The sequence below is a fragment of the Xanthobacter sp. DMC12 genome (assembly GCF_056314105.1).
In genome coordinates this window covers 216,831-236,839 of record NZ_JBQUYZ010000004.1, presented here as the reverse complement: position 1 = coordinate 236,839, position 20,009 = coordinate 216,831, and the positions used below count along the sequence as shown (strand labels likewise).

22 protein-coding genes are annotated in these 20,009 nt (G+C 70.4%); 18 read left to right on the top strand and 4 right to left on the bottom strand.

Translation table 11 applies throughout. The annotated features are described in order from the left end of the window. Window positions 1-215: 215 nt before the first annotated feature. The 12 genes from ACT535_RS16630 (at window position 216) to ACT535_RS16575 (ending at window position 10,848) form a co-directional block, all read left to right on the top strand. A complete protein-coding gene (locus ACT535_RS16630; RefSeq protein ID WP_476365269.1) occupies window positions 216-1,136 on the top strand; it encodes a hypothetical protein in 921 nt (306 codons plus the stop codon). Window positions 1,137-1,269: 133 nt separating this feature from the next. Continuing rightward, complete coding sequence (locus ACT535_RS16625; protein ID WP_476365268.1) at window positions 1,270-2,241, top strand: c-type cytochrome; 972 nt, start codon at window positions 1,270-1,272, stop codon at window positions 2,239-2,241. Between the two features lie 22 nt (window positions 2,242-2,263). Further along, window positions 2,264-2,758 (top strand): lipocalin-like domain-containing protein, encoded by a 495-nt coding sequence (locus tag ACT535_RS16620; RefSeq protein WP_476365267.1) that lies wholly within the window; start codon window positions 2,264-2,266, stop codon window positions 2,756-2,758. A 286-nt stretch (window positions 2,759-3,044) separates the two neighbouring features. Then, the gene (locus ACT535_RS16615; RefSeq protein ID WP_168459477.1) at window positions 3,045-3,680 is read left to right on the top strand and encodes a response regulator transcription factor; all 636 of its coding nucleotides are present in this window, start codon (window positions 3,045-3,047) and stop codon (window positions 3,678-3,680) included. Then, window positions 3,680-5,005, top strand: a complete 1,326-nt coding sequence (locus ACT535_RS16610; protein ID WP_476365266.1) for a histidine kinase — start codon at window positions 3,680-3,682, stop codon at window positions 5,003-5,005. The genes ACT535_RS16615 and ACT535_RS16610 overlap by 1 nt, the downstream gene beginning before the upstream one ends. Window positions 5,006-5,098: 93 nt before the next feature. Then, the gene (locus ACT535_RS16605; RefSeq protein ID WP_476365265.1) at window positions 5,099-6,049 is read left to right on the top strand and encodes an AAA family ATPase; all 951 of its coding nucleotides are present in this window, start codon (window positions 5,099-5,101) and stop codon (window positions 6,047-6,049) included. Then, the gene (locus tag ACT535_RS16600; RefSeq protein WP_476365264.1) at window positions 6,043-6,891 is read left to right on the top strand and encodes a DUF58 domain-containing protein; all 849 of its coding nucleotides are present in this window, start codon (window positions 6,043-6,045) and stop codon (window positions 6,889-6,891) included. The genes ACT535_RS16605 and ACT535_RS16600 overlap by 7 nt, the downstream gene beginning before the upstream one ends. Beyond that, window positions 6,878-7,219 (top strand): hypothetical protein, encoded by a 342-nt coding sequence (locus ACT535_RS16595; protein ID WP_476365263.1) that lies wholly within the window; start codon window positions 6,878-6,880, stop codon window positions 7,217-7,219. Before ACT535_RS16600 ends, ACT535_RS16595 begins: the two co-directional genes overlap by 14 nt. After that, window positions 7,216-8,169 (top strand): VWA domain-containing protein, encoded by a 954-nt coding sequence (locus ACT535_RS16590; protein WP_476365262.1) that lies wholly within the window; start codon window positions 7,216-7,218, stop codon window positions 8,167-8,169. Before ACT535_RS16595 ends, ACT535_RS16590 begins: the two co-directional genes overlap by 4 nt. Further along, a complete protein-coding gene (locus ACT535_RS16585; protein ID WP_476365261.1) occupies window positions 8,166-9,038 on the top strand; it encodes a hypothetical protein in 873 nt (290 codons plus the stop codon). Before ACT535_RS16590 ends, ACT535_RS16585 begins: the two co-directional genes overlap by 4 nt. After that, the gene (locus tag ACT535_RS16580; protein WP_476365260.1) at window positions 9,035-9,658 is read left to right on the top strand and encodes a hypothetical protein; all 624 of its coding nucleotides are present in this window, start codon (window positions 9,035-9,037) and stop codon (window positions 9,656-9,658) included. The genes ACT535_RS16585 and ACT535_RS16580 overlap by 4 nt, the downstream gene beginning before the upstream one ends. After that, complete coding sequence (locus ACT535_RS16575; RefSeq protein WP_476365259.1) at window positions 9,655-10,848, top strand: hypothetical protein; 1,194 nt, start codon at window positions 9,655-9,657, stop codon at window positions 10,846-10,848. Before ACT535_RS16580 ends, ACT535_RS16575 begins: the two co-directional genes overlap by 4 nt. A 77-nt stretch (window positions 10,849-10,925) precedes the next feature. Here ACT535_RS16575 and ACT535_RS16570 read toward each other — a convergent pair whose 3' ends face one another. From ACT535_RS16570 to ACT535_RS16555, 4 genes are all read right to left on the bottom strand, one after another. Next, window positions 10,926-11,597, bottom strand: coding sequence for a hypothetical protein (locus ACT535_RS16570; protein WP_476365258.1), 672 nt, complete (start codon window positions 11,595-11,597; stop codon window positions 10,926-10,928). 25 nt (window positions 11,598-11,622) lie between these two features. Then, the gene (locus ACT535_RS16565) at window positions 11,623-12,033 is read right to left on the bottom strand and encodes a ribosomal maturation YjgA family protein (RefSeq protein ID WP_476365257.1); all 411 of its coding nucleotides are present in this window, start codon (window positions 12,031-12,033) and stop codon (window positions 11,623-11,625) included. Then, entirely contained in the window at window positions 12,030-12,941 is a 912-nt protein-coding gene (locus ACT535_RS16560) for a DUF817 domain-containing protein (RefSeq protein ID WP_476365256.1), read from the bottom strand. The genes ACT535_RS16565 and ACT535_RS16560 overlap by 4 nt, the downstream gene beginning before the upstream one ends. A 99-nt stretch (window positions 12,942-13,040) precedes the next feature. Then, window positions 13,041-14,081, bottom strand: a complete 1,041-nt coding sequence (locus tag ACT535_RS16555; protein ID WP_476365255.1) for a LacI family DNA-binding transcriptional regulator — start codon at window positions 14,079-14,081, stop codon at window positions 13,041-13,043. 239 nt (window positions 14,082-14,320) lie between these two features. On the opposite strand from ACT535_RS16555, the gene ACT535_RS16550 reads away from it, so the two are divergent. From ACT535_RS16550 to ACT535_RS16525, 6 genes are all read left to right on the top strand, one after another. After that, window positions 14,321-15,106: an ABC transporter permease gene (locus tag ACT535_RS16550; protein WP_168459489.1), complete on the top strand. Its 786-nt coding sequence runs from the start codon at window positions 14,321-14,323 to the stop codon at window positions 15,104-15,106. Next, a complete protein-coding gene (locus ACT535_RS16545; RefSeq protein WP_168459490.1) occupies window positions 15,103-15,885 on the top strand; it encodes an ABC transporter permease in 783 nt (260 codons plus the stop codon). The genes ACT535_RS16550 and ACT535_RS16545 overlap by 4 nt, the downstream gene beginning before the upstream one ends. Before the next feature lie 9 nt (window positions 15,886-15,894). Beyond that, window positions 15,895-16,686 (top strand): ABC transporter ATP-binding protein, encoded by a 792-nt coding sequence (locus tag ACT535_RS16540; protein WP_029555401.1) that lies wholly within the window; start codon window positions 15,895-15,897, stop codon window positions 16,684-16,686. A gap of 82 nt (window positions 16,687-16,768) precedes the next feature. Beyond that, on the top strand, window positions 16,769-17,872 hold the full coding sequence (locus ACT535_RS16535; protein WP_476365254.1) for an ABC transporter substrate-binding protein: 1,104 nt from the start codon (window positions 16,769-16,771) through the stop codon (window positions 17,870-17,872). Window positions 17,873-17,919: 47 nt separating this feature from the next. Next, entirely contained in the window at window positions 17,920-19,233 is a 1,314-nt protein-coding gene (gene hpsN, locus ACT535_RS16530; RefSeq protein ID WP_476324535.1) for a sulfopropanediol 3-dehydrogenase, read from the top strand. A 3-nt stretch (window positions 19,234-19,236) separates the two neighbouring features. Continuing rightward, complete coding sequence (locus ACT535_RS16525) at window positions 19,237-19,998, top strand: SDR family oxidoreductase (protein WP_168459493.1); 762 nt, start codon at window positions 19,237-19,239, stop codon at window positions 19,996-19,998. Window positions 19,999-20,009 lie beyond the last annotated feature (11 nt).

Here is a 20,009-nt window from a genome sequence, read left to right as displayed (position 1 = left end):
TGCATGCGCGGAGGCGAGCGCAGGGAAGCGCATAAGCACCAAACTCGGCGCCGTCGGTGTGCCGTTACGGAATGTAATCGTTGCGTTCTCCGCGCTGCGGGCGATGATTTGGATGGTATAGTTTCCGGTCTTCGCGATGCCGCGTTGCGCCTTTGCGTTTCCGCTTAGTCGAATCCCGGTTGTCGCTGCGTCTGGATGCGTTTGAGGGGGCGGGCATGGACGTGGGGGTGCGGGTGCCGGTAACGGTAGAGGAGATCGCCGAACATCCCGACTATCTGCGCGCGCGGAAGCTCTATTGCGACAGCTTCCTGGCTCTGTTCGACCGGAACCCCTTCCTCATCCGCCTGCTGACGGATTCCAGCCGCTACCTCCTGTTCACGCTGTCTGTCATCCTCAACGCCAATCACGATGCGGAGCGGCGGGAGACCTGGTTCTCGGTGGGGCGGCTCAAGGAGCAGATGGCGGCCTTCGGCATGACGAGCCCCCGCCATGTGGACCATCTGATCGAGCGGATGCAGGCGGTGGGCTTCGTCGAGATTCACCATGCCCCGCGCGACCGGCGGGTGAAGCTGCTGCGCCTCACGGACAGGATGCTGGCCCACGACCGGGAGTGGATGGCGACGGACTACATCATCCTCGACACGCTGTGCCCGCAAAACCGCTATGCCGGCGTGCGAAACCGGGATCCGGCGGTCCATGCCGCCATCCGGCGCCAGTCCCTCGCCTTGCTGCCGGAGGGCGCGCGGCTGCTCTCGGCGCAGACCGATTTCCTCCTGTTCTTCAGCCGGCCGGGCGGGCTCATGGTTCTGGAGGCGCTGTTCGAAGGCGCCTTGTCGTCGCCCGAGGGGCGGGAATGCCCGTTCGCCTTTGGTGACGTGGCAGAGCGGTTCGGTCTGTCGCGGTCCCACGTGCGCGGGGTGATGCAGGACGCGGAGGCGGCGGGCTTTATCCGCCTGCATGGCCGTGGCGGGCGCGCGGTGGAAATCCTGCCCCGGCTCTGGCGCAGCGACGCCGTCGGCCATGGCGTCGGCGCCCGGCTGCGCGACATCGCCTTCCTGCGCGCCTCCGCCGAGCTGGCGGCGCAGCCCCATTCCCCAGTGGAGCCGGCCGAAACGGAGTGGGCGCGCCAGGCGTGACCGGGCGCCGGGCGACGCATCCGCTCGTCAAAAGGCGCAAACTTTGCCGTCCATGACGCCCGCGGCCCGATAATAATCTGCCCGGCGCCGCATCAGGGGGCGGCTGCCGCTCGCACAATCATCGGGGCTGCAGATGTTTTCTCCGGGCCGGCTGGCGCGGGACGTGATCGTCGCCGCATTCTGCCTCGTCGCCTCTGCCGCTGGCGCAGAAGAGCCGCCGCCCGTCTGGGCCTATCCCATCGCGACGCCCGACTATGTGCCGCCCAAGGATGACGGCAGCGTCCGGCATGTCCCGGGCAGCAGCCGCGGCTACACGCTGACCGAGATCCGCGACCTCTTCGTTGCCCGGGACTGGTTCCCCGACGCCCATCCGCCCATGCCAGACGTGGTGGCGCAGGGGCGTCAACCTGACGTGCGGCCCTGTGGCGTGTGCCACCGGCCCGAGGGCGTCGGCGGGCCGGAGAATGCGAGCCTCGCGGGCCTGCCGGCCGACTACATGCTGCGCCAGATCGATGATTTCCGCAGCGGCGCCCGCTCCACCGGGGTGAAGGAGCGAACCCACGTCTTCCGCATGATCGCCGCCCTCAGGAGCCTGAGCGAGCAGGAGATCGCCGAGGCCGTCACTTATTACGCCGCGCAGAAGCTGCCGCCGCGCATCACGGTGGTGGAGACGGACACCGTTCCCGCGAGCACGGTGCCCTCCTGGTACTACACGCCGAAGAAGGACGGGACATCAGAGCCGCTCGCCGGCCGCATCATCGAGATGCCGGACGACGAGGAGAATTTCGTCAACCGGGATTTCCACGTCACCTTCACCGCTTATGTTCCGCGCGGCAGCGTCGCGCTGGGCGAGAGCATCGCGAACGAGGGGCTGGGCACGCGCATCCCCGCCTGCGTCGCCTGCCACGGCGAAGGACTGAAGGGCATCGGCGACATCCCGCCGCTCGCCGGCCGCTCGCCGTCCTATCTCGTGCGCCAGCTCTACGAGTTCAAGCACGGGCTCAGGGACGGCCCCATGGCGGCGCCCATGCGCGCGACCACCGAAGAGATGAGCCTGCCGGAGATGGTGGCGCTGGCCGCCTATGCCGCATCCCTGAAGCCCTGACGCCCCGAAGAGGAGAGACCGCATGTCCCCGAGGACGTTCATCCCCGCTGCCGTCGCCGCGCTTGCCATAAGCGGTGCGGGCGCGGCCTTCGCCGCAGACACGCTCGGCGCCCGCCTCGTGGGCGCGTGGAAGATCGTGAGCGTGTACGACGAATTCGCCGACGGGTCGCGGCGCGACACGTGGGGAGCCGGGGCGCAGGGGCTCGCCGTCTTCACGCCCGGCGGTCAGTTCAGCGCCATCATCGTCGGCCGGGACCGGACGGCGCGGGCCGGCGGTGTTCCCTCCGAGCCGGTCGGACCCGCCATGGCCTATGGTGGCGCCTACAGCGTCGACGAAGCGGCGCACACCTTCACCACCTCGGTCTGGCAATCGACTTTTCCCCAGTGGCAGGGCCAGTCTCTGGTGCGCACCATCGAGACGCTCGAGGGCGACCATTTGAAGGTCAAGGCGGCGCCGATCACCGATGCCTCCGGCCGGCAGTTCGTGCCGCATCTGGAGCTCGAACGTGTGAAGTGACGAGGGGCCTTCGCGGCTCCCCGCCGGGCGCCCGCCCGGCTTTCAACGAATCCCACCAGTCAGGCAATGGCGCGACCGTGCCGGGCAATCCTCCGATGGATGGTGGGCAACTGGCGCGGCCCGCCGGCGCTCCTCCCCGCAGGGGAGCGTGAGGACCTCGGCGTGACGACCTCCCGCCATCCGGCGGCCGCGCCTCTTTCTTTCCCGGCTGGAGGCAGACAAGCGGAGCCTTGACCCGACGCCAGCGCCCCATTGTGCGGGCGCCGCGGAGGGATATCCTCGCCCCATGGACCTGATCCGCATTTTGCTGGTCGACGATCATCCGATCGTGCGCGAGGGCTACCGCCGGCTGCTCGACCGTCAGCCCGGCCTTTCTGTCGTGGCCGAGGCGGACGACGGGATCGCGGCGCTCGCCGCCTTCGCCGCCCATGCGCCTGATATCGTGCTGATGGATCTTTCCATGCCCGGCGGCGGCGGCTTCGCAGCGGTGGAGGCGATGGTGGACCGCGATCCAGGGGCGCGGATCATCGTCGTATCCATGCACCAGGGCGCCATCTTCGCCCAGAAAGCCATGGCGGCTGGCGCGCGGGGCTTTGTATCCAAGAGCAGCCCGCCGGAAGAACTGGTCAAGGCCATCACGGCGGTGGCGGCGGGGCGGCGGGCGCTGTCGTCCGACATGGCGCAGGAGCTGGCCCGCACCTCCCTCGGCACCGACGAGATCGCCAGCCTCACCCCGCGTGAGCGCGAGATCCTGCTGCTCGTGGCGCGCGGCATGAACGGCCGCTCCATCGCCCGCAGCCTCGGACTCTCCTCCAAGACCGTCCAGAACAACCTGTCGCTGATCCGGGCCAAGCTCGGAGCCGCCGGTGACGCCGACCTGGTGCTGAAGGCTCAGCGGTCCGGCCTCGTTCCGGCCATCTGATGCGCCGGCTCCTGCCCCAGCTGGTGCTGCGCGTGCTGGCGGCAGGGCTTGCCACGGTGGTGATCGCCGCCGGCTGGGTGCTGTGGGACACGGCGGAGGCGGCGCGGCAGGATGTGGCGACCACTGCCGTCCGCGTCGCCGACGCCATCGCCGCCCGCCCGAGCTTCGAGGGGCTCGCCTTCGGTGGCGTGGCGCCGGTGCCGGTGTTCCGGGACTGGCAGGCCTTTCCCGCCTGGACCCTCATCGCACCAGGCATCTGCGTCGAACTCGGCGCGCGGGAGAATCCGCTGCACCGGCGCTGCGGCCCCTATGTCGCCGCCGATGTTGCGCCGCCGGGCTGGTTCGTCTGGCTGGCGGGGCACCTCGGCCTGATGCCTCAGCCCATGTCCGTGCCGGTGCGCACGCGCTATCTGACCGATGCCTATGTCACCGCTTCGGCCGACACCGGCGTCGTCATGAGCCGGGCCTGGACGCGGACCGGCGACCTGATGCGGGTGGCGGTGGGCATGGCGGTTGGAGGCTCCATTCTCACCGGCCTGCTGATGGTCCGGCTCCTCGCCCCGTTCCGCATCATCCTGAGCGGCATCGAGCGGCTCCAGCGGCGCGACTTCTCAGCCGGGCTGCCACCGCTCCACGTCGCCGAGTTCGATCGCCTGAGCACCGCGCTGAACCATACGGCGGAGACGCTCAAGGAGGCGCAGGCCCTGCGCACCGAGCTGACGCGCCGCCTGTTCACCATGCAGGAGAGCGAGCGGCGCGCGCTCGCCCGCGAGCTGCACGACGAGTTCGGCCAGTGCCTCACCGCCACCCGCGCCCTCGCCACGGCCATCGCGCAGTCGAAGGAATCCTCCGCCGAGGACGGCGCGCGGATCGCCGAGATCAGCGGCCAGATGATGGACAGCCTGCGCGCCGAGCTGTCCCGCCTGCGCCCGCCCGACCTCGACGACCTGGGCCTGCGCCACGCGCTGGAACGGCTCGTCGCCGACTGGCGCAGCCGCGTGCCTGCCATCCGCTTCGCGCTGGAGCTGAAGGGTGACATGGAGGCGGTGCCGGACACCCTCGCCCTCAGCCTCTACCGCATCGCCCAGGAATGCCTCACCAATGCCGTCCGCCATGGCGGCCCCGGCAGCGTCATCCTGACTCTGGAGGTCGCCGACACCATCACCCTGACCGTCGAGGACGACGGCGCCGCGCGGTCCGATAGCCGGGCGGGCGACGGCTACGGCCTGCTCGGCATCCGCGAGCGGGTCGATGCGCTCGGCGGAAGCTTCGCGCTGCTGCCGTCGGGCGGGGGCATGCGGGCGACGGCACGTCTTCCCCGCTGATCCGGGAGATCTTCCCGGGCCGGCCGGGAAGGCCTCTCTGGCGGCGCTGCGCCGGGCACCGGCATTCTCCCGTACCATCGGGAGACGCCGGGCATGAACGACATGAGCCATCCGATCACCCGCCTCGGCAGCGCCGTCGCCGCGGGACTGATCGGCCACGAGGCGCTGGTTGAGCGGCTGTTGATCGCCCTGCTGGTCGGCGGGCACGTGCTGATCGAGGGGCCGCCGGGCATCGCCAAGACCCGTGCCGTCAAGCGGCTCGCCGCCAGCCTGCCGGGGAGCCACGCCCGCATCCAATGCACCCCGGACCTGCTGCCCTCGGACCTGACGGGCACCCAGGTGTTCCGGCCGGAGACCGGACGCTTCGATTTCGTCGCCGGTCCGCTGTTCCACGCGCTGGTGTTGGTGGACGAGATCAACCGGGCGCCGCCGAAGGTGCAGTCGGCACTGCTGGAAGCCATGGCCGAGGGGCAGGTGACATCCTCGGGCGTCACCCGCCCGCTGCCGCAGCCCTTCATGGTGGTGGCGACCCAGAACCCCATCGAGCACGAGGGCACCTTTCCCCTGCCCGAAGCCCAGATGGACCGCTTCCTGCTCCACCTGTCCCTCGGATTGCCCCAGGCCGAGCAGGAACGCGCGATCCTCGATCTCGTCGCCGCGGAGCGGATCGCAGGTCCGTCGCAGGCGGAGGCCGCGCTGTCGCCGGACACGCTGGCGCAGGCCAAGGCCGAAGTCGCGACCGTCCATCTCGCTCCGGCGCTGAAGGATTTCATCGTGCGGCTGGTGATGGCCTCGCGGCCCGGTGGCGTGGTTGCCGAGTGGGTGGAACACCCGGTCTCGCCGCGCGGCACGCTGGCGCTGGCCGCGGCGGCGCAGGCCCTCGCCTGGCTGAAGGGGCGCGACTACGGCCTGCCCGAGGATGTCATCGCCCTCGCGCCCGACGCGCTGGCCCATCGGCTGGTGCCGACGTGGGCGGCCATCGGCGAAGGGCGCACCGGCCGCAGCCTCGTCGCCGACATCCTGAAGGCGGTGGAGCCATGGTGACGGCGGCGCTGGATGTGCCCGGTATCCGGCTCGTCGCGGAGGAACTGCTCGCGCTGCGCGACACGCGCCTGCCGCGCGCCCGCCACCGCCCGGTGACGCGGCGCCCCGGCGCGGTGCAGGCGCGTCCCGCCGGCTCCGGCATGGACCTTCGCGAAATCCGGGCCTTCGCCGAAGGCGACGACTTCCGGCGGATCGATCCCGCCGCCACCGCCCGCACCGGCGCGCCGCACATCCGCAGCTTCCACGAGGAGCGCGATGACACGGTGCTGCTGATCGCCGATTTCCGGCCGTCCATGTTGTGGGGCACCGGGGACAGCCTGCGCTCGGTGCGCGCCGCCCGCGTTCTGGCGCGGCGCGGCTGGCAGGCGGCGGCGCGCCGCGCCGTCCTCGCCGCCATCAGCCTCGATGCGTCCGGCGTTGCCGTCGCCGCCGCAGGCGCTGGGGTAACGCAGATGGGCCGCATCAGCCGCATGCTGGCCGACAGCCACGACCGCGCGCTCGCGGCGGGCCAGAGGGGGGACGAGGCGACGTTCCTGCGCGAGGTGCTGGCGCGGGCGGTGGCCATGGTCCCGTCGGGCGCGGAGGTGCTCATCGCCACCGGTCCGGATGGCATCCGGCCGGCCGACGAGGCGGCGCTGGCACGCCTCGCGCGTCAGCGACGGGTGCGCGTGCTGCTTCCGCTCGATCCGGTCGAGATGGCTCCACCCGCCGCGCCTTTGCCGATCCATGCCGGCCCGGACCAGCGGCTGGCGCGGCTCCGGCCGTTCGATCCCGCGCCGCAGGCCGACCGCATGGCCGGCCTGAATGTCAGCCTCGAGGTGCTCCCGGATGACGCAGGCTGAGCTGATCGCCGCTTTGCCGGAGGGGCGCCTGCCGCCCTCCCTGATGGCGCTCCATGCGACCGATCTCGTCGCCCTGTTCGGCCTCGGCCTGCTCCTCGGTGCGCTGTGCTGCGCCCTCGTGCTGCCGCTCCTCGCGCAGCGCATCCCGCTCCGCGCGCGGCTCCGGGCGCTGCGTTCCCTAGAGCCCCAGGCGCGGCTGCTCGCCATCGCTCGCATCCTCGGGCACCTGCCGGACGACCTGCGCCCCGCCGCCTACGGCGCCGCCCCGCCGCCCGGAGACGAGGCCATCGAGCGGATCGCCCTGAAGGCGAGGCGCGCGCGCCGATGAGCCTCGCTTTTCCCCTCGTCCTGCTGCTCCTGCCCCTGCCGTGGCTGGTCCGGCACATCCTCGCGGCGCGGGCGCCGGCGATGGCTTCGCTCGCCGTCGATGCCGCCGCCTTCGCCGCCGCCGCCCCGTCCGGCCTGCGCCACGACCCCGCCGCGGCCCTGCTGCGCGTGGGCGCCTGGATCGCGCTGGTGGTGGCGCTGGCCGGGCCGCGCGTCGCCGCTCCCGTGAGCCTCGCTACCGCGTCCGGCCGGGAGATCATCCTCGCCCTCGACCTGTCGGGGAGCATGGCGAAGACGGACTTCGTGCTCGACGGCCGGCCGCTGTCGCGGCTCGACGCGGTCAAGGCGGTCGCGACGCGCTTCATTGCCGGCCGGCAGGGCGACAGGATCGGCCTCGTCGTCTTCGGCGACCGGGCCTATGTGGTGCAGCCGCCCACCTTCGACGTGGCGTCCACGGCCCGCGCCGTGGATACGCTGCAGATCGGCATCTCCGGTCTTTCCACGGCAATTTCCGACGGGCTCGGCCTCGCCGTCCGCCGCCTCTCCCGCAGTGATACCAAGTCCAAAGCGGTGATCCTGCTCTCGGACGGCATCGACACCTCGGGCAAGGTGCTGGCGAGCGACGCGGCGCGGCTTGCGGCGCGCCACGGCATCCGCGTGCACACCATTGCCCTGGGGCCGGACGATCTGGAGAGCCAGCCGGACGCCAGCGATGCGGTGGATGTCGCCGGCCTCAGGGCCACCGCCGAGGCCGGCGGCGGGGCGAGTTTCCGGGTGCGCACCCTCGACGATCTGATGGACGTGGCCGCGACCCTGGACCGGTTGGAGCCGAACCCCATGCGACGCCCCCCGGTCCTGTACTGGCGCTCCCTCTGGATGTGGCCCGCGGCGGCGGCGCTCGTCTTCGCCGCTCTGTTGGCCCTCCTGCCGGCCATGGGGAGGCGTTCATGAGTAGTTTCGTCCTGCTCCGCCCGTGGTGGCTCGCCGCTTTGCCGCTGCTTGCCGCGCTGGCCTTCTGGCTGTGGCGACGCGGCCCTGTGGCGGATGGCTGGGGGCGGGTGATGACGCCCGCCATGCTGGCGGCGATGCGCGCCCTCGGCCATCTGCGACGGGACGATGCCAGCGCCAGCCGGATGCCGGTGGTGGCGGCGGCGCTGGTCGGCCTAGGCCTTGCCGGACCCGCGATCCCGCGCGCGGATGCCCCGCAACTGGCCGGGGCCGGCGCCGTTCTGGTGGCCATCGGCCTGTCGCCCGGCGTCGCCGGAGCGACGCTGGCCGATGCGCAGGCCGCCGCCGCCGGCATCATGGCCGCGGCAGCCGGGCGGCCGGTGGGCCTCATCCTCTATTCCGACGAGGGCTATGACGTGGCGGCACCGACGGCTGATCCCGCGGTGCTGGAGAGCCTGATCGCCGTGCTTGGCCCCGATACCATGCCGAGCAGCGGCGCCCGGCCGGCCGCTGCGCTGCGGCTCGCCCGCCGCATGCTGGAGGGGACGCCGGACGCCGATCTCGTGCTGATCTCGGACGGCGGCGGCATCGATGCCGCCGCGCGCACCGAGGCCGCGCGGCTCGCCACGGGCGGCATCCGCCTCTTCACCCTCGCCTTGGGCGCGGGGAGCGACAAAGCCGCGTCGCTGGAGGCGCTGGGCGTCGCAGCCGCCCCGGCCCGCGCGCCCCGACCGGTCATCGACCGCCTGTCCGGTTCGGCGACGTTGACGCGCGACGGGCGGGCGGCGGGGCTTGCGTTCCAGGATCTCGGCCCCTTGGTCGCGGCGCTCGCGCTCGTCCCGTTCCTCGCCCTGTTCCGGAGGCGCGCATGAGCGGCCTTTCCCCGGCACGGCGCATCCTCCTCATGGCGGCGGCGGGCCTCGCCTGCCTCATGCTTGCGGGGCCGTCCTCACTTGCGCGGCTTGCTTTCTGGGCCGGGGCGCCGGGGACGGCGCGCTGGCAGGATGATGCGGCGGCGCGGGGCATCGCCTTCTACCGGGCGGGCGATTATTCCGCCGCGGACGCGGCCTTCGCGGAGGCCGGCCGCAGCGAGACCTTCAACCGTGCCCTGACCCTTGCGGCGACCGGCCGCTACGCGCTGTCCGTCGCCTATCTGGACGCCGTGCTGTTCGTGGACCCGGCGGACGCCGAGGCGCGCCGGCTGCGCGAGATGATCGATGCGCTGGCGCCCAAGACGGTGGGCGTTAGCGTCGTTCGCGGCCATATCCCGGCTGCTGTCGGAATTGCATCCGCGAACAAGGGCGACGGCGTCGCGGCCACGCCCGACCCGGAGCTGAAGAAGCCGATCGAGGCACGCGGGATCGTCGCCTCCGATGCCTGGCTCGACACCATCGCCGACGATCCCGGCGCGTACCTGCGCCTGCGCCTGCGCAAGGAATTCGAGCGGCGGGCGGCGCTCGGCCTGATCGGGCGGGATGGAGACGCACCATGACGATCCGTGCGCTTTGCCTTCTCGTCCTCCTGTCTCTGGCCGGCGGCGCCCGCGCCGAGAATTTACGGCTGATCATCCCCGAGATGCGACCGGTGGCGGGCGAGATGATCCCCGTCACCGTGCGCGGCGAATATGAGCGGCAGATCACGCTGGAAAAGCTGAGCTTTCCGGATTCCCCCGACTATGACTGGATGCAGCTCGCCCGTGACCAGTGGCGGACGGAGCAGGTGGAAGGGCGGGCCGTCCGCGTGTTCGAGCGGCGCATCGCGGTGTTCCCCCGCCATGCCGGTCCGCTCACCATCGGGCCGGTGACGCACCGGCTGACCGTGGTGGGCACCGATGCGCCGCGGGAGGAGCTGCCGGTTACGGCGGAGCCCGTCACTGTGGCGGTGGCACCGTTTCCGGCCGAGGGGTCGATGCTCGCGGCGCGGGGCCTCACCGTCACCGACGCGCTGTCCACCGAGCCCGGTAAGCTGCGCGATGGGGAAACCCTGGTCCGCCGCGTTACCATCGAGGCGGTGGGGGCACCGTCGCATCTGGTGCCGCCGCGCCCCATTGTGCGCGCGCCCTGGCTCATCAGCTTCGCGGCGCCGGAGGCGCGTACGCAGCGCCTGACGCCGGACGGGCCGGTGACAACGGTGACATGGGAATGGCACCTGAGGCCGAGCACCGGCGACCCCGCCGTGCTTCCGGCCATCGCCATCCCCTGGTTCGATACCGGGGCACGGCAGATGCGCACGGCGGAAATCCCGGCGATACCCTTCGGCTATGCCAGCATCTATGCCGGGGTCGGCGGCACCGGGCATTTGCCCGCCGGGCAGATACGCGCCGCGGCGCTGGCCGTCGCCAGCGGGCTGATGGCGGGATTCGTGCTGGTCCTCGTGGGCCTCACACCGCGCCAGCGGGACGAGGCACTGAGAGTGCTCGGGCGGCTCTCGCCCGTGGACCCCACCCGTATCGCCGTGCGCCGGGCGGCGCGGACCGGCGAGCCGTTCGCGCTCCGCCGCGCGGTGGAGCGCCACCTGCGCCGGTGGCGCTTACTCGGACTGCCGCTGAGCGGGCAAGAGACGGCGCGCCTCGACGCGCGCCTCTACGGGCGGGGCCGCGATGCAGCGCCGTTCGACGCCAGGGCCGAGGCGAAGGCGATCTTTCGGGCCGTTGATGCGCTCAGGAGGCAGGGCGGCAGATAGGGCAGTGCATCGCCGACGATGGCGTTGCCCACATGCCAGCGGCGTCTTCACCGGCAAGGGGTGGCGCGTGCGGTTTGCTACCGAGCCCCGGCCGGCGGCCGGGAATCAGACGAGGAGGCGAGTTTGCGGCTGCGCCAGACGCAAATCATGCCCATGCCGCCGAGGACCCACGCAAGAAGCGGGTGCCAGAAGGGAAATAGCACCACTGTCAGCAAGTGCGGGGGTGGTCCTGCCACCTGGACGGGTTGGGCGAACACCACGCCTTTCAACGAGAGTGTCCCGGGCCACAGCAGGTCCTGCATAGGCTCTCCGCCCCCCGTAAACGGACGCGGCGGCGCTGCGACGGAGCCATCCGAGTTGAAGAATTCGACTTCCTTGGTGCGCCTCGATGCGAGGGCGATTGCTCCCTCCCGTGTCAGGCCGAGGGCAAACTGCCCGCCGCCGTTGTTGGCGAACCAGCCGTTCAGGAAGCGGCCGTCGCGGTCGTATCTCTGGATGCGCGCCAAGGGCATGGATGCCGTGATCGTGGTCGAGTCTGGTCCCGCGATCGCTTTCGTGTCGAAGAAGGCCGGAAGCTCCACATGGTTCAGCAGGTCGCCGGTGGCGGCCAGAAGAAAGGGGCCAAAGAAGCCGAGGCTGCCGAGGACGAGCAGGATGGCACACCACACGTGACCGTCGCGGCCGATACGCAGTGCGTCTCTCCACCAGACTGCGAGCAGGACCAGCGGGAACACCACCATGAACCACATCTCGGACCCTCCAGCCCTGGGGATATCACCTCTGCCGCATCCGTCCGATGGCCAGATGAAGCGGCAGGACGAGGGCTATGCCGAGCCAGTAGGCCACGATGTTCCACGGGTTGAAGATGCGGCCCAGCAGCAGTGCGCCGGCCAAAGTAGCGCGGAAGGCGTCGAGGGTGGGTGCGTGGTAGAGGCGGAACAGCTCCGCCGCCAGCGCAATGGACGCGGCCGCTACTGGCGCGACCCACCAGCGCGTCTTGTCCGTTGCGGCCCCGACGATCAGCAGCACCATGGCGCCCCACAGCACGCCCCCGCCGTAGTTGAGGAAGAAGTCCGGCAGCCCCAATGGCACGAGGCGCCAGACGAGGCCGCCCACCATCACCACCAGCGCTGCGGCGAGATGGAGGCCGGCGCGGTGAAGCCTGTCCTTTCGGACGTGGGTCACGCCGGGTTCCCTTCAGGCGCCGGCTGGGCGGCGGTCTCGGTGGTGCGCCACAGGGCGGCGGCGACGAGCGTGTAGGAGATGAGCATCAGGAGGAACCACGAGGTGAGCTTGGCCGGCGACACCATGGCCCAGCCCTTCGTTTGGTGGGGATAGAGCCACGCGCCGGCGCCCGTGCCGATGTTCTCGCCGAACCAGATGAACAGCGCCACGAGGAAGAAGCCGAGCAGCAGCGGCATTCGCCGATGCACCCTCCAGACCTTGAAGTGGATCACCGTCCGGCGAAACAGCACCACCGCCGCCGCCAGCAGCAGCCATCGTCCATCAAGGCCCCAGTGGTCGGTGAAAAAATTGAGATAGATGGCGGCGGAGAGCAGGCCCAGCGTCCAGAGCGGCGGATGACCGGTGAAGCGGAAGTCGAAGAGCCGCCAGGCGCGGGCGATATAGCTGCCCACCGCCGCATACATGAAGCCCGTGAACAGCGGCACGCCGGCGAGCCGCAGAAGGCTCGCCTCCGGGTAATGCCAGGAGCCCACGGCCGTCTTGAACAGCTCCATCGCCGTGCCGACGATGTGGAAGATGAGGATCACCTTCGCCTCCTCCAGCGTCTCCAGTCGGAATGCGAGGAGGGCGATCTGCACGAGCGCTGCCGCGATCACCAGCGCGTCGTAGCGAGGCAGAGCGGCGTGCTGCGGATACCAGAGCCGCGTCGCGATGATGAGCGCGAGGAGGATGCCGCCGAACAGGCACGCCCAGCCCTGTTTGATGCCAAAGCGCAGGAACTCGTAGAGGCCCGCCATCGCCGGCCCGCGCGCCGAGAACCACGCGCCGAGGCGCGCCTCCCGCACTGCGAATGCTGCAACAATCGGCCAGTCGTCGGCGGCGCACGGCGCGCCGCTCTCAATCCTCATGATGCGGTCCACCCTGTCCAGCCGCCAGATGGCGCCCCCATACCGGTGAATTCAAGCCTGTTCTGTCGTGAGATGAGGCGCGCGGAACACTGCAGGCCTTCAGGACGGCTCCCGGGCCAGAGCCGTGCTTGCCGCCGGGGCCGTCGCCGATCGGCGGATCACCAATTCGATGGGCAGTTCCACGCGCTGCGGCTGCGCTTCGCTGCGGAGGCGGGCGAGCAGATGGCGCGCCACCGTGCGCCCGAGCTCGGTCGTCGGCAGATGAACCGTGGTCAGTGGCGGGGCGAGGTGGGCGGCGATTTCCAGATTGTCGATGCCCACGACCGAAAGCGCGCCGGGCACAGCGATGCCGCTCGCCTGGGCCTCGAACAACGCGCCGGCGGCGAGAAGATCGTTGCCGCAGACCACGGCTGTCGGCGGCGCCGCCCGCGCCATCAGTTCGGCGAGCCCCGCGCGACCGCCGGCGAGGGTGAAAGGGGCCTCCACCACGCAGGAGGAAGGCAGCTCGATCCCGCGCGCGGCGAGGGCGGCGCGGACCCCGGCGACGCGGGAGCGGGCGCGGTCGTTGGTTTGGACGAAGCCGGAGATCATCCCGAAGCGGCGATGACCGAGGTCGAGAAGGTGTTCGGCGATGAGCCGCCCGGCCTTTTCATTGTCGAAGCCGATGGACGGCAGCCGCGGGTCGAACGACCAGGACAGCACGACCGGAACGGAGGCGCTGGTGAGCAGCGCCCAGGTCTCCTCCAGATGGTCCGCGCCCACCACCATCAGCGCGTCGACGCCACGCGCCAGCATCGCCCGCACCGCCGCGGCCTCTTGCGCCGGGGCGTAATCGTGGGCGGCGACCAGGAGCTGATAGCCGTTGCCCGCAAGCTCGGTCTGCATGGCCTGGATGGCGCGGGCGAAGATGGCGTGATCGAGGGTGGGTACCACCGCGCCAATGGTCAGCGTCTTGCCCGAGGCGAGGGCGCGCGCCGCGCCGCCCGGCACGTAGTTCAGCCGCGCGATGGCGTCGCTCACGCGCGCCAGGGTTTCCTCCTGCACCAGGTCGGGATGCGAGAGGGCGCGCGAGACCGTGGCCGTGGAAACCCCGGCCAGCTGAGCTACATCCTGAAGCGTCGCCCGCGCCTTGCGATTCATGGTTGTCATCATGCCAGCCCGCGACTGCGATGAACAGGGATGAATGCGCTTGCAGCCCTTTGCGCGCACGGCATTTACCGCAGCGCAGCAGTGAAAATATGGATCTTCTCCGGATCGCCGCTTGACACTCGGAGGTCCGATGATAGCTTTCATGTAAGCGCTTGCATGAACCGCAGAACGGCGGTCCGCAGCGTGCCGATGCTCCCGCAGATGGAGCACGCAATGACGGGAGGAGACGAATGCCGCTCGGGCGCAGGTCCGCCATCGGCGTGACGACGCTCGGCTTGCTGGTGCTCGCGTGGTTCATGGCCACCGGCGCCAACGGGCTGATCTCACCGGGACGTTTCCCGACGCCGGCCGATACCTGGACCGCAGGCCTCCAGGCCATGGTGCGGGGCTACGGCGACGCAACGCTCGTCGTGCATGTGCTGCAATCGCTGAAGCTGGTGGCGCTGGGCTTCGTGGTGTCGGTGGCGGTGGGGGTGCCCCTCGGCCTCCTGATGGGCACCAGTGCGACCGCCGAGGCGGTGCTGAACCCGGTGTTCATGCTGCTGCGCCCCATTCCGCCCTTGGCCTGGATCCCGCTCGCCATCCTGTGGTTCGGGCTCGGGGACACGGCCAAGATCATGGTCATCTTCTTCGCGGCTTTCGTGCCTTCGGTCATCAACACCCAGGCCGGTGTGCGCACCATCGAGCGCCCGCTGATCGAAGCCGCGCGGATGCTGGGCACACCGCATGGCCGCTTCATCCGCGAGGTGGTGGTGCCCGGCGCCGCGCCGATGATCTTCACCGGCCTGCGCCTGTCCCTGCAGGCGAGCTGGACCACGCTGGTGGCGGCTGAACTCGTGGGCGCCCTCGCGGGGCTCGGCCACCTGCTCAACCTTGCCCAGCAGGACCTTTATCCCGGCATGATCCTTGTGGGCATGATCTGCGTGGCCATCTTCGGCGCGCTCACCACCGCTCTTTTGGGGCTTGTGGAGCGCCGCACCCTGACCTGGGTCCGCATCAAGGGAGAGACGGCATGACCGGCGCGCTGGATCCTGCCCGGCGCATGGTGCTGGGCCTCGCCGGTCTCGTCGGCTTCTTCGGCCTGTGGGCTCTGGTCGCAGCCAGCGGGCTTGTGGGCAAGGCCTTCCTTCCCGGACCGCTGGAGGTGGCCGAGCGGCTGGTGGCGCTGCTCCACACCTCGTTCGCGGGGGGCACGCTGCCGCAGCATCTCGCCTCCAGCCTGCAGCGCTTTTCCGCCGGCTACCTGCTCGCGGTGGCGGTGGGCGTGCCGCTGGGCCTGCTCATGGGACGCTTCCGGCTGCTCGACGACATCGTCTCGCCGCTGTTCGACGCCCTCCGCTTCATCGCCCCCATCGCCTGGGTGCCGTTCGCGGCGCTGTGGTTCGGCACCGGCTTCGGCGGCCCCGTTCTCATCATCTTCTCCGGCGCCTTTCCCCCCTGCCTGCTCAACGCCTATCGCGGCGCCCGTCAGGTAGACCCGCGCTACATCGAGGCCGCCGAGATGCTGGGCACGCCGACCCATCGCCTGATCCTGGAAGTGCTGCTGCCGGCCGCCACCCCTTCGATCGTGGCGGGCCTTCGGATCGGTGCCGGTCTCGGCTGGCAGTCGCTGGTGGGCGCCGAACTGATCGTGGCCTCCACCGGCGTCGGCTACATGATGGTGCAGGCCCAGAGCGGCGTCGCCACCGCGACCGTGATGGTCGGCATGGCCGCCATCGGCCTCGTCGGCGTCCTCATCGACATCGCCCTTCGTGCCCTCGAGGCGCGCATCCACAACCGCCTCGCGCGAGCCTGAGAGGACAAGATGAGCTCCATCCGCTTCGATGCCGTGAGCAAGAGTTTCGGCGCCGGCCAGGTGAAGGCGTTGGACGACGTGGACCTTGCCATCGCCGACAAGGAATTCCTTGCCATCGTCGGCCCCTCCGGCTGCGGCAAGACCACCTGCCTGAGGCTCGCCGCGGGCTTCGAGTTTCCCACCTCCGGACGCGTTCTGGTGGGCAATGCCGAGGTGCGGGAGCCGGGGCCGGACCGCGCAGTGGTGTTCCAGCAGTTCGCGCTTTTCCCGTGGAAGACGGTGGTCGAGAACATCGAACTGGGCCTGCGCAACCGCAACATGCCGCGCGAAGAGCGGCGCATCCGCGTCATGGAGGCGGTCGAGCTGATCGGCCTCAACGGCTACGAGGGCGCCTATCCGCATCAGCTCTCGGGCGGGATGCAGCAGCGCGTGGCCATCGCCCGCGCCTATGTGCTCGATCCCCAGGTGCTGCTGATGGACGAGCCCTTCGGCGCCCTCGACGCGCAGACCCGCGTGGTGATGCAGGAAGAGCTGGTGCGCCTCGCACGGCGCAATCCGCGCACGGTGCTGTTCATCACCCACGGCGTGGAAGAGGCGGTCTATCTCGCCGATCGCGTGGCGATCATGACCCGCCGCCCCGGCCGCCTGAAGGAGATCGTGGACGTGAAGTCGATCCGCGAGGCGGAGGGCTGGGAGCGCTACAGCCGCATCGAGGACGTGATGGACCTCGAATCCTTCGTCCACCTGCGCACCCACATCTGGCGATCGCTCCGCGAGGAAAAGACCGGCGCCGCGCACTGACGGCGTTGAAAAAGGGAGCACGGCGCCTCGGCACGCGCTCCAGAACAGGCCGGACCACCGGCAGCACCAGGGAGAGACACGCATGACCAAGGCCAAGGACACGCCGTTCAAACGCCCCGCGCGCAGGCACGCCTTCCTCGCGGCGGCGCTCGCCGCCCTCTCGGCGACCCTGGTCGCGCCGGCCGCACCGGCACGGGCCGAGGGGCTGACCAAGATCAGCATCTCCTACCAGCCGTCGCTCTACTGGGCTCTGCCGTTCTACATCGCCACCGAGAAGGGCTGGTGGAAGGAGGTGGGGCTCGACGCGAGCTTCGTCACCTTCCCGGCGGGTGCGCCGCAGGTGGCGGCGGCGCAGGCGGGATCGTGGGACGTGGGCGGCACGGGCTCGGTTCCGGCGGTGCTGGGCGCCGCGCGCTTCGGGCTGGTCACGGTGGGCATCACCAACGATGAATCCAAGACCAACGCGCTGATGACCCGTGCCGACAAGGTGGCGGCGCTGCAGAAGGACCCGTCTGCCCTGAAGGGGCAGAAGCTGCTGCTCACCACCAATTCCACGGCGGACTACGCGGCGCGCAACTGCCTCGCCAAGTGGGGGCTGAAGTCCTCCGACATGCAGTTCGTCAATCTCGGACAGGCGCAGATCATCTCCGCCGCCATGGCCAACAATGCTGAGGTGGTGGGGGTGTGGGCGCCCTACACCTATACGCTGGAAGAAAAGGCCGGCGCCAAGGTGCTGTGCTCCGGCGCGGATGCCGGCGCCATTGTGCCCGGCGCGCTGGTGGTGCGTCCCGCCTTCGCCAAGGAGCATCCGGACCTCGTGGCCAAGGTGGCCGCCGTCTACCTGCGGGCCTGGGGCTGGGCCAAGGCGCATCCGAAGGAGGCGCATGCCATGACCAAGGCCTTCTATGCCATCGGCGGCGTCGAGGCCTCGGATTCCGCCATCGAGCAGGAATTCGCTTTGCGGCCCACCTTCGCGCTCACCGAACAGCTCCGCCTGATGGATCGCGCCAAGGGACCGTCCGCCCTCGACGGCTGGCTCGGCCGGATCGGCGCCTTCATGGCGGAGGTCGGCACCATTCCCACGGCGCCCGAGGCGAAGTCCTACGTGGACGACAGCTTCATGCGGATGGTCGCCGCCGACCCCAAGCTCAAGGCTTTCGCCACCGAATTCGACACGACCAACTGAAGCCCGGACGGCAGGACGTCTCCTCCCCGGCGCCATGGAGCACTGAAATGGCCATCGAATACCTGAAGCGCGCGAGCAAGACTCCCGAGACCGAGACGGGAACGGCCCGCGAGGTCGTCACCGCCATGCTGGGCGAGATCGAGCGCCGGGGCGAGGAGGCGGTTCGCGAGTATGCCCTCAAGCTGGACAAGTGGGATGGTCCCATCCTCGTTACCCGCGAGGAGATGGAGCGCCGCGCCCGCGAGGTGCCCGATCAGGTGCGCCGCGACATCGCCTTCGCCGCCGATCAGGTGCGCCGCTTCGCCGACGCCCAGCGTGAGAGCGTGAAGGACTTCTCCGTGGAGCTTCTGCCCGGCCTCACCGCGGGGCAGAAGCTGGTGCCATGCAACGTCGCCGGTTGCTACGTGCCCACTGGCCGATACGCGCATATCGCGTCCGCCTACATGTCGGTGGCCACGGCGAAGGCAGCGGGTGTCGGCACCGTGGTCGCCTGCTCCACGCCCTATCGCGGGGGCGGCATCCATCCTTATGTGCTCTACGCCATGATGGTGGCCGGCGCGGATGTGGTGATGACCCTCGGCGGCGTGCAGGCTATCGCCGCCATGGCCTACGGCCTGTTCACTGGCAAGCCGGCCGATATCATCGTCGGACCCGGCAACAAGTTCGTCGCCGAGGCGAAGCGCATGCTGTTCGGCAAGGTGGGCATCGACGTGTTCGCCGGCCCGTCCGAGGTGGCGGTGATCGCCGACGAGACCGCCGATCCCCTGATGGTGGCAGTGGACCTCGTGGGCCAGGCCGAGCACGGCCACGAGAGCCCCGCATGGCTCTTCACCTCGTCCCGCGCGCTTGCGGAGGAGGTGATGCGCAGCGTGCCCGGCCTCATCGCCGACCTGCCGCCCACCGCGCGCGATGCGGCGGCCGCCGCCTGGCGCGACTATGGCGAGGTGATCGTCTGCGACACCCGCGAGGAGCTGGTGGAGGTGTCGGACCGCTACGCCTCGGAGCACCTGGAGGTTCATGCCGCCGACCTCGGCTGGTGGCGCGACGCCCTGACCAATTACGGCTCGCTCTTCCTCGGCGAGGAGACCACGGTGGCGTTCGGCGACAAGACGTCCGGCCCAAACCACATCCTGCCCACCAAGTTCGCGGCCCGCTATTCGGCCGGGCTGTCGGTGCACAAGTTCCTGAAGCCGCTCACCTGGCAGCAGATGAGCCGGGATGCCTGCAAGACCATCGCCCAGGTCACCGCCCGAATCTCGCGGCTGGAGGGCATGGAGGCGCATGCGCGCACCGGGGATTACCGTCTCGCCAAATACTTCCCCGGGCACAATTTCGACATGGGCGTGCCGGTGGACGCCTGAGCCATGTTCAATCTGTCTTCCCTGTTCGACCTTTCCGGCCGCACCGCTTTGGTGACAGGCGGAAGCTCCGGCATCGGCCTCGCCATCGCCGCGGGGCTGGGGCAGGCGGGGGCCGGCGTGGTCCTCGCCGCCCGCCGTGCGGCGGAGCTGGACGCGGCCTGCGCCGACCTCGCCCGCAACGGCATCGCCGCCAGCGCCATCGTCGCCGACCTTGCAGCTGACGACGGGGCCGAGCTTCTCGCCGAAGCGGCCGGCGAGGGCATCGACATCCTCGTCAACGCCGCCGGCATGAACCTGCGCCAGCCGTTCGGCGCGGTGACGCGGGAGGCTTTCGACCTGCACATGGCCGTGCATGTGCGCGCGCCGTTCATGTTGGTGCAGAAGTTCGCCCCGGCCATGGCGGGGCGGGGGTGGGGGCGCGTTCTCAACATCGCGTCGCTGCAATCCTTCCGGGCCTTTCCCAATTCCGCGCCCTATGGCGCGGCGAAGGGCGCCGTCGCCCAGCTCACACGGGCCATGGCGGAGGAGTGGTCCCGACACGGCATTACCGCCAACGCCATCGCTCCTGGCTTCTTCCCCACTGCGCTCACGCAGGCAGTGTTCGAGGACGAAGCCCGCGCCGCCCACAATGCAGCCCAGACCGCCATCGGCCGGAATGGGCGGCTGGAGGATCTGGTTGGTCCTGCCGTGTTCCTCGCCTCCGACGCGGGGGCCTATGTCACCGGTCAGGTGCTGGCGGTGGACGGCGGCTTCACCGCCAAATAGCGCCCCGAGAT

Bases quoted from the DNA above. Each gene is read 5' to 3' on its own strand.
- ACT535_RS16630 (WP_476365269.1), top strand. From the start codon at position 216: ATGGACGTGGGGGTGCGGGTGCCGGTAACGGTAGAGGAGATCGCCGAA.
- ACT535_RS16625 (WP_476365268.1), top strand. From the start codon at position 1,270: ATGTTTTCTCCGGGCCGGCTGGCGCGGGACGTGATCGTCGCCGCATTC.
- ACT535_RS16620 (WP_476365267.1), top strand. From the start codon at position 2,264: ATGTCCCCGAGGACGTTCATCCCCGCTGCCGTCGCCGCGCTTGCCATA.
- ACT535_RS16615 (WP_168459477.1), top strand. From the start codon at position 3,045: ATGGACCTGATCCGCATTTTGCTGGTCGACGATCATCCGATCGTGCGC.
- ACT535_RS16610 (WP_476365266.1), top strand. From the start codon at position 3,680: ATGCGCCGGCTCCTGCCCCAGCTGGTGCTGCGCGTGCTGGCGGCAGGG.
- ACT535_RS16605 (WP_476365265.1), top strand. From the start codon at position 5,099: ATGAACGACATGAGCCATCCGATCACCCGCCTCGGCAGCGCCGTCGCC.
- ACT535_RS16600 (WP_476365264.1), top strand. From the start codon at position 6,043: ATGGTGACGGCGGCGCTGGATGTGCCCGGTATCCGGCTCGTCGCGGAG.
- ACT535_RS16595 (WP_476365263.1), top strand. From the start codon at position 6,878: ATGACGCAGGCTGAGCTGATCGCCGCTTTGCCGGAGGGGCGCCTGCCG.
- ACT535_RS16590 (WP_476365262.1), top strand. From the start codon at position 7,216: ATGAGCCTCGCTTTTCCCCTCGTCCTGCTGCTCCTGCCCCTGCCGTGG.
- ACT535_RS16585 (WP_476365261.1), top strand. From the start codon at position 8,166: ATGAGTAGTTTCGTCCTGCTCCGCCCGTGGTGGCTCGCCGCTTTGCCG.
- ACT535_RS16580 (WP_476365260.1), top strand. From the start codon at position 9,035: ATGAGCGGCCTTTCCCCGGCACGGCGCATCCTCCTCATGGCGGCGGCG.
- ACT535_RS16575 (WP_476365259.1), top strand. From the start codon at position 9,655: ATGACGATCCGTGCGCTTTGCCTTCTCGTCCTCCTGTCTCTGGCCGGC.
- ACT535_RS16570 (WP_476365258.1), bottom strand. From the start codon at position 11,597: ATGTGGTTCATGGTGGTGTTCCCGCTGGTCCTGCTCGCAGTCTGGTGG.
- ACT535_RS16560 (WP_476365256.1), bottom strand. From the start codon at position 12,941: ATGAGGATTGAGAGCGGCGCGCCGTGCGCCGCCGACGACTGGCCGATT.
- ACT535_RS16555 (WP_476365255.1), bottom strand. From the start codon at position 14,081: ATGAATCGCAAGGCGCGGGCGACGCTTCAGGATGTAGCTCAGCTGGCC.
- ACT535_RS16550 (WP_168459489.1), top strand. From the start codon at position 14,321: ATGCCGCTCGGGCGCAGGTCCGCCATCGGCGTGACGACGCTCGGCTTG.
- ACT535_RS16545 (WP_168459490.1), top strand. From the start codon at position 15,103: ATGACCGGCGCGCTGGATCCTGCCCGGCGCATGGTGCTGGGCCTCGCC.
- ACT535_RS16540 (WP_029555401.1), top strand. From the start codon at position 15,895: ATGAGCTCCATCCGCTTCGATGCCGTGAGCAAGAGTTTCGGCGCCGGC.
- ACT535_RS16535 (WP_476365254.1), top strand. From the start codon at position 16,769: ATGACCAAGGCCAAGGACACGCCGTTCAAACGCCCCGCGCGCAGGCAC.
- hpsN (WP_476324535.1), top strand. From the start codon at position 17,920: ATGGCCATCGAATACCTGAAGCGCGCGAGCAAGACTCCCGAGACCGAG.
- ACT535_RS16525 (WP_168459493.1), top strand. From the start codon at position 19,237: ATGTTCAATCTGTCTTCCCTGTTCGACCTTTCCGGCCGCACCGCTTTG.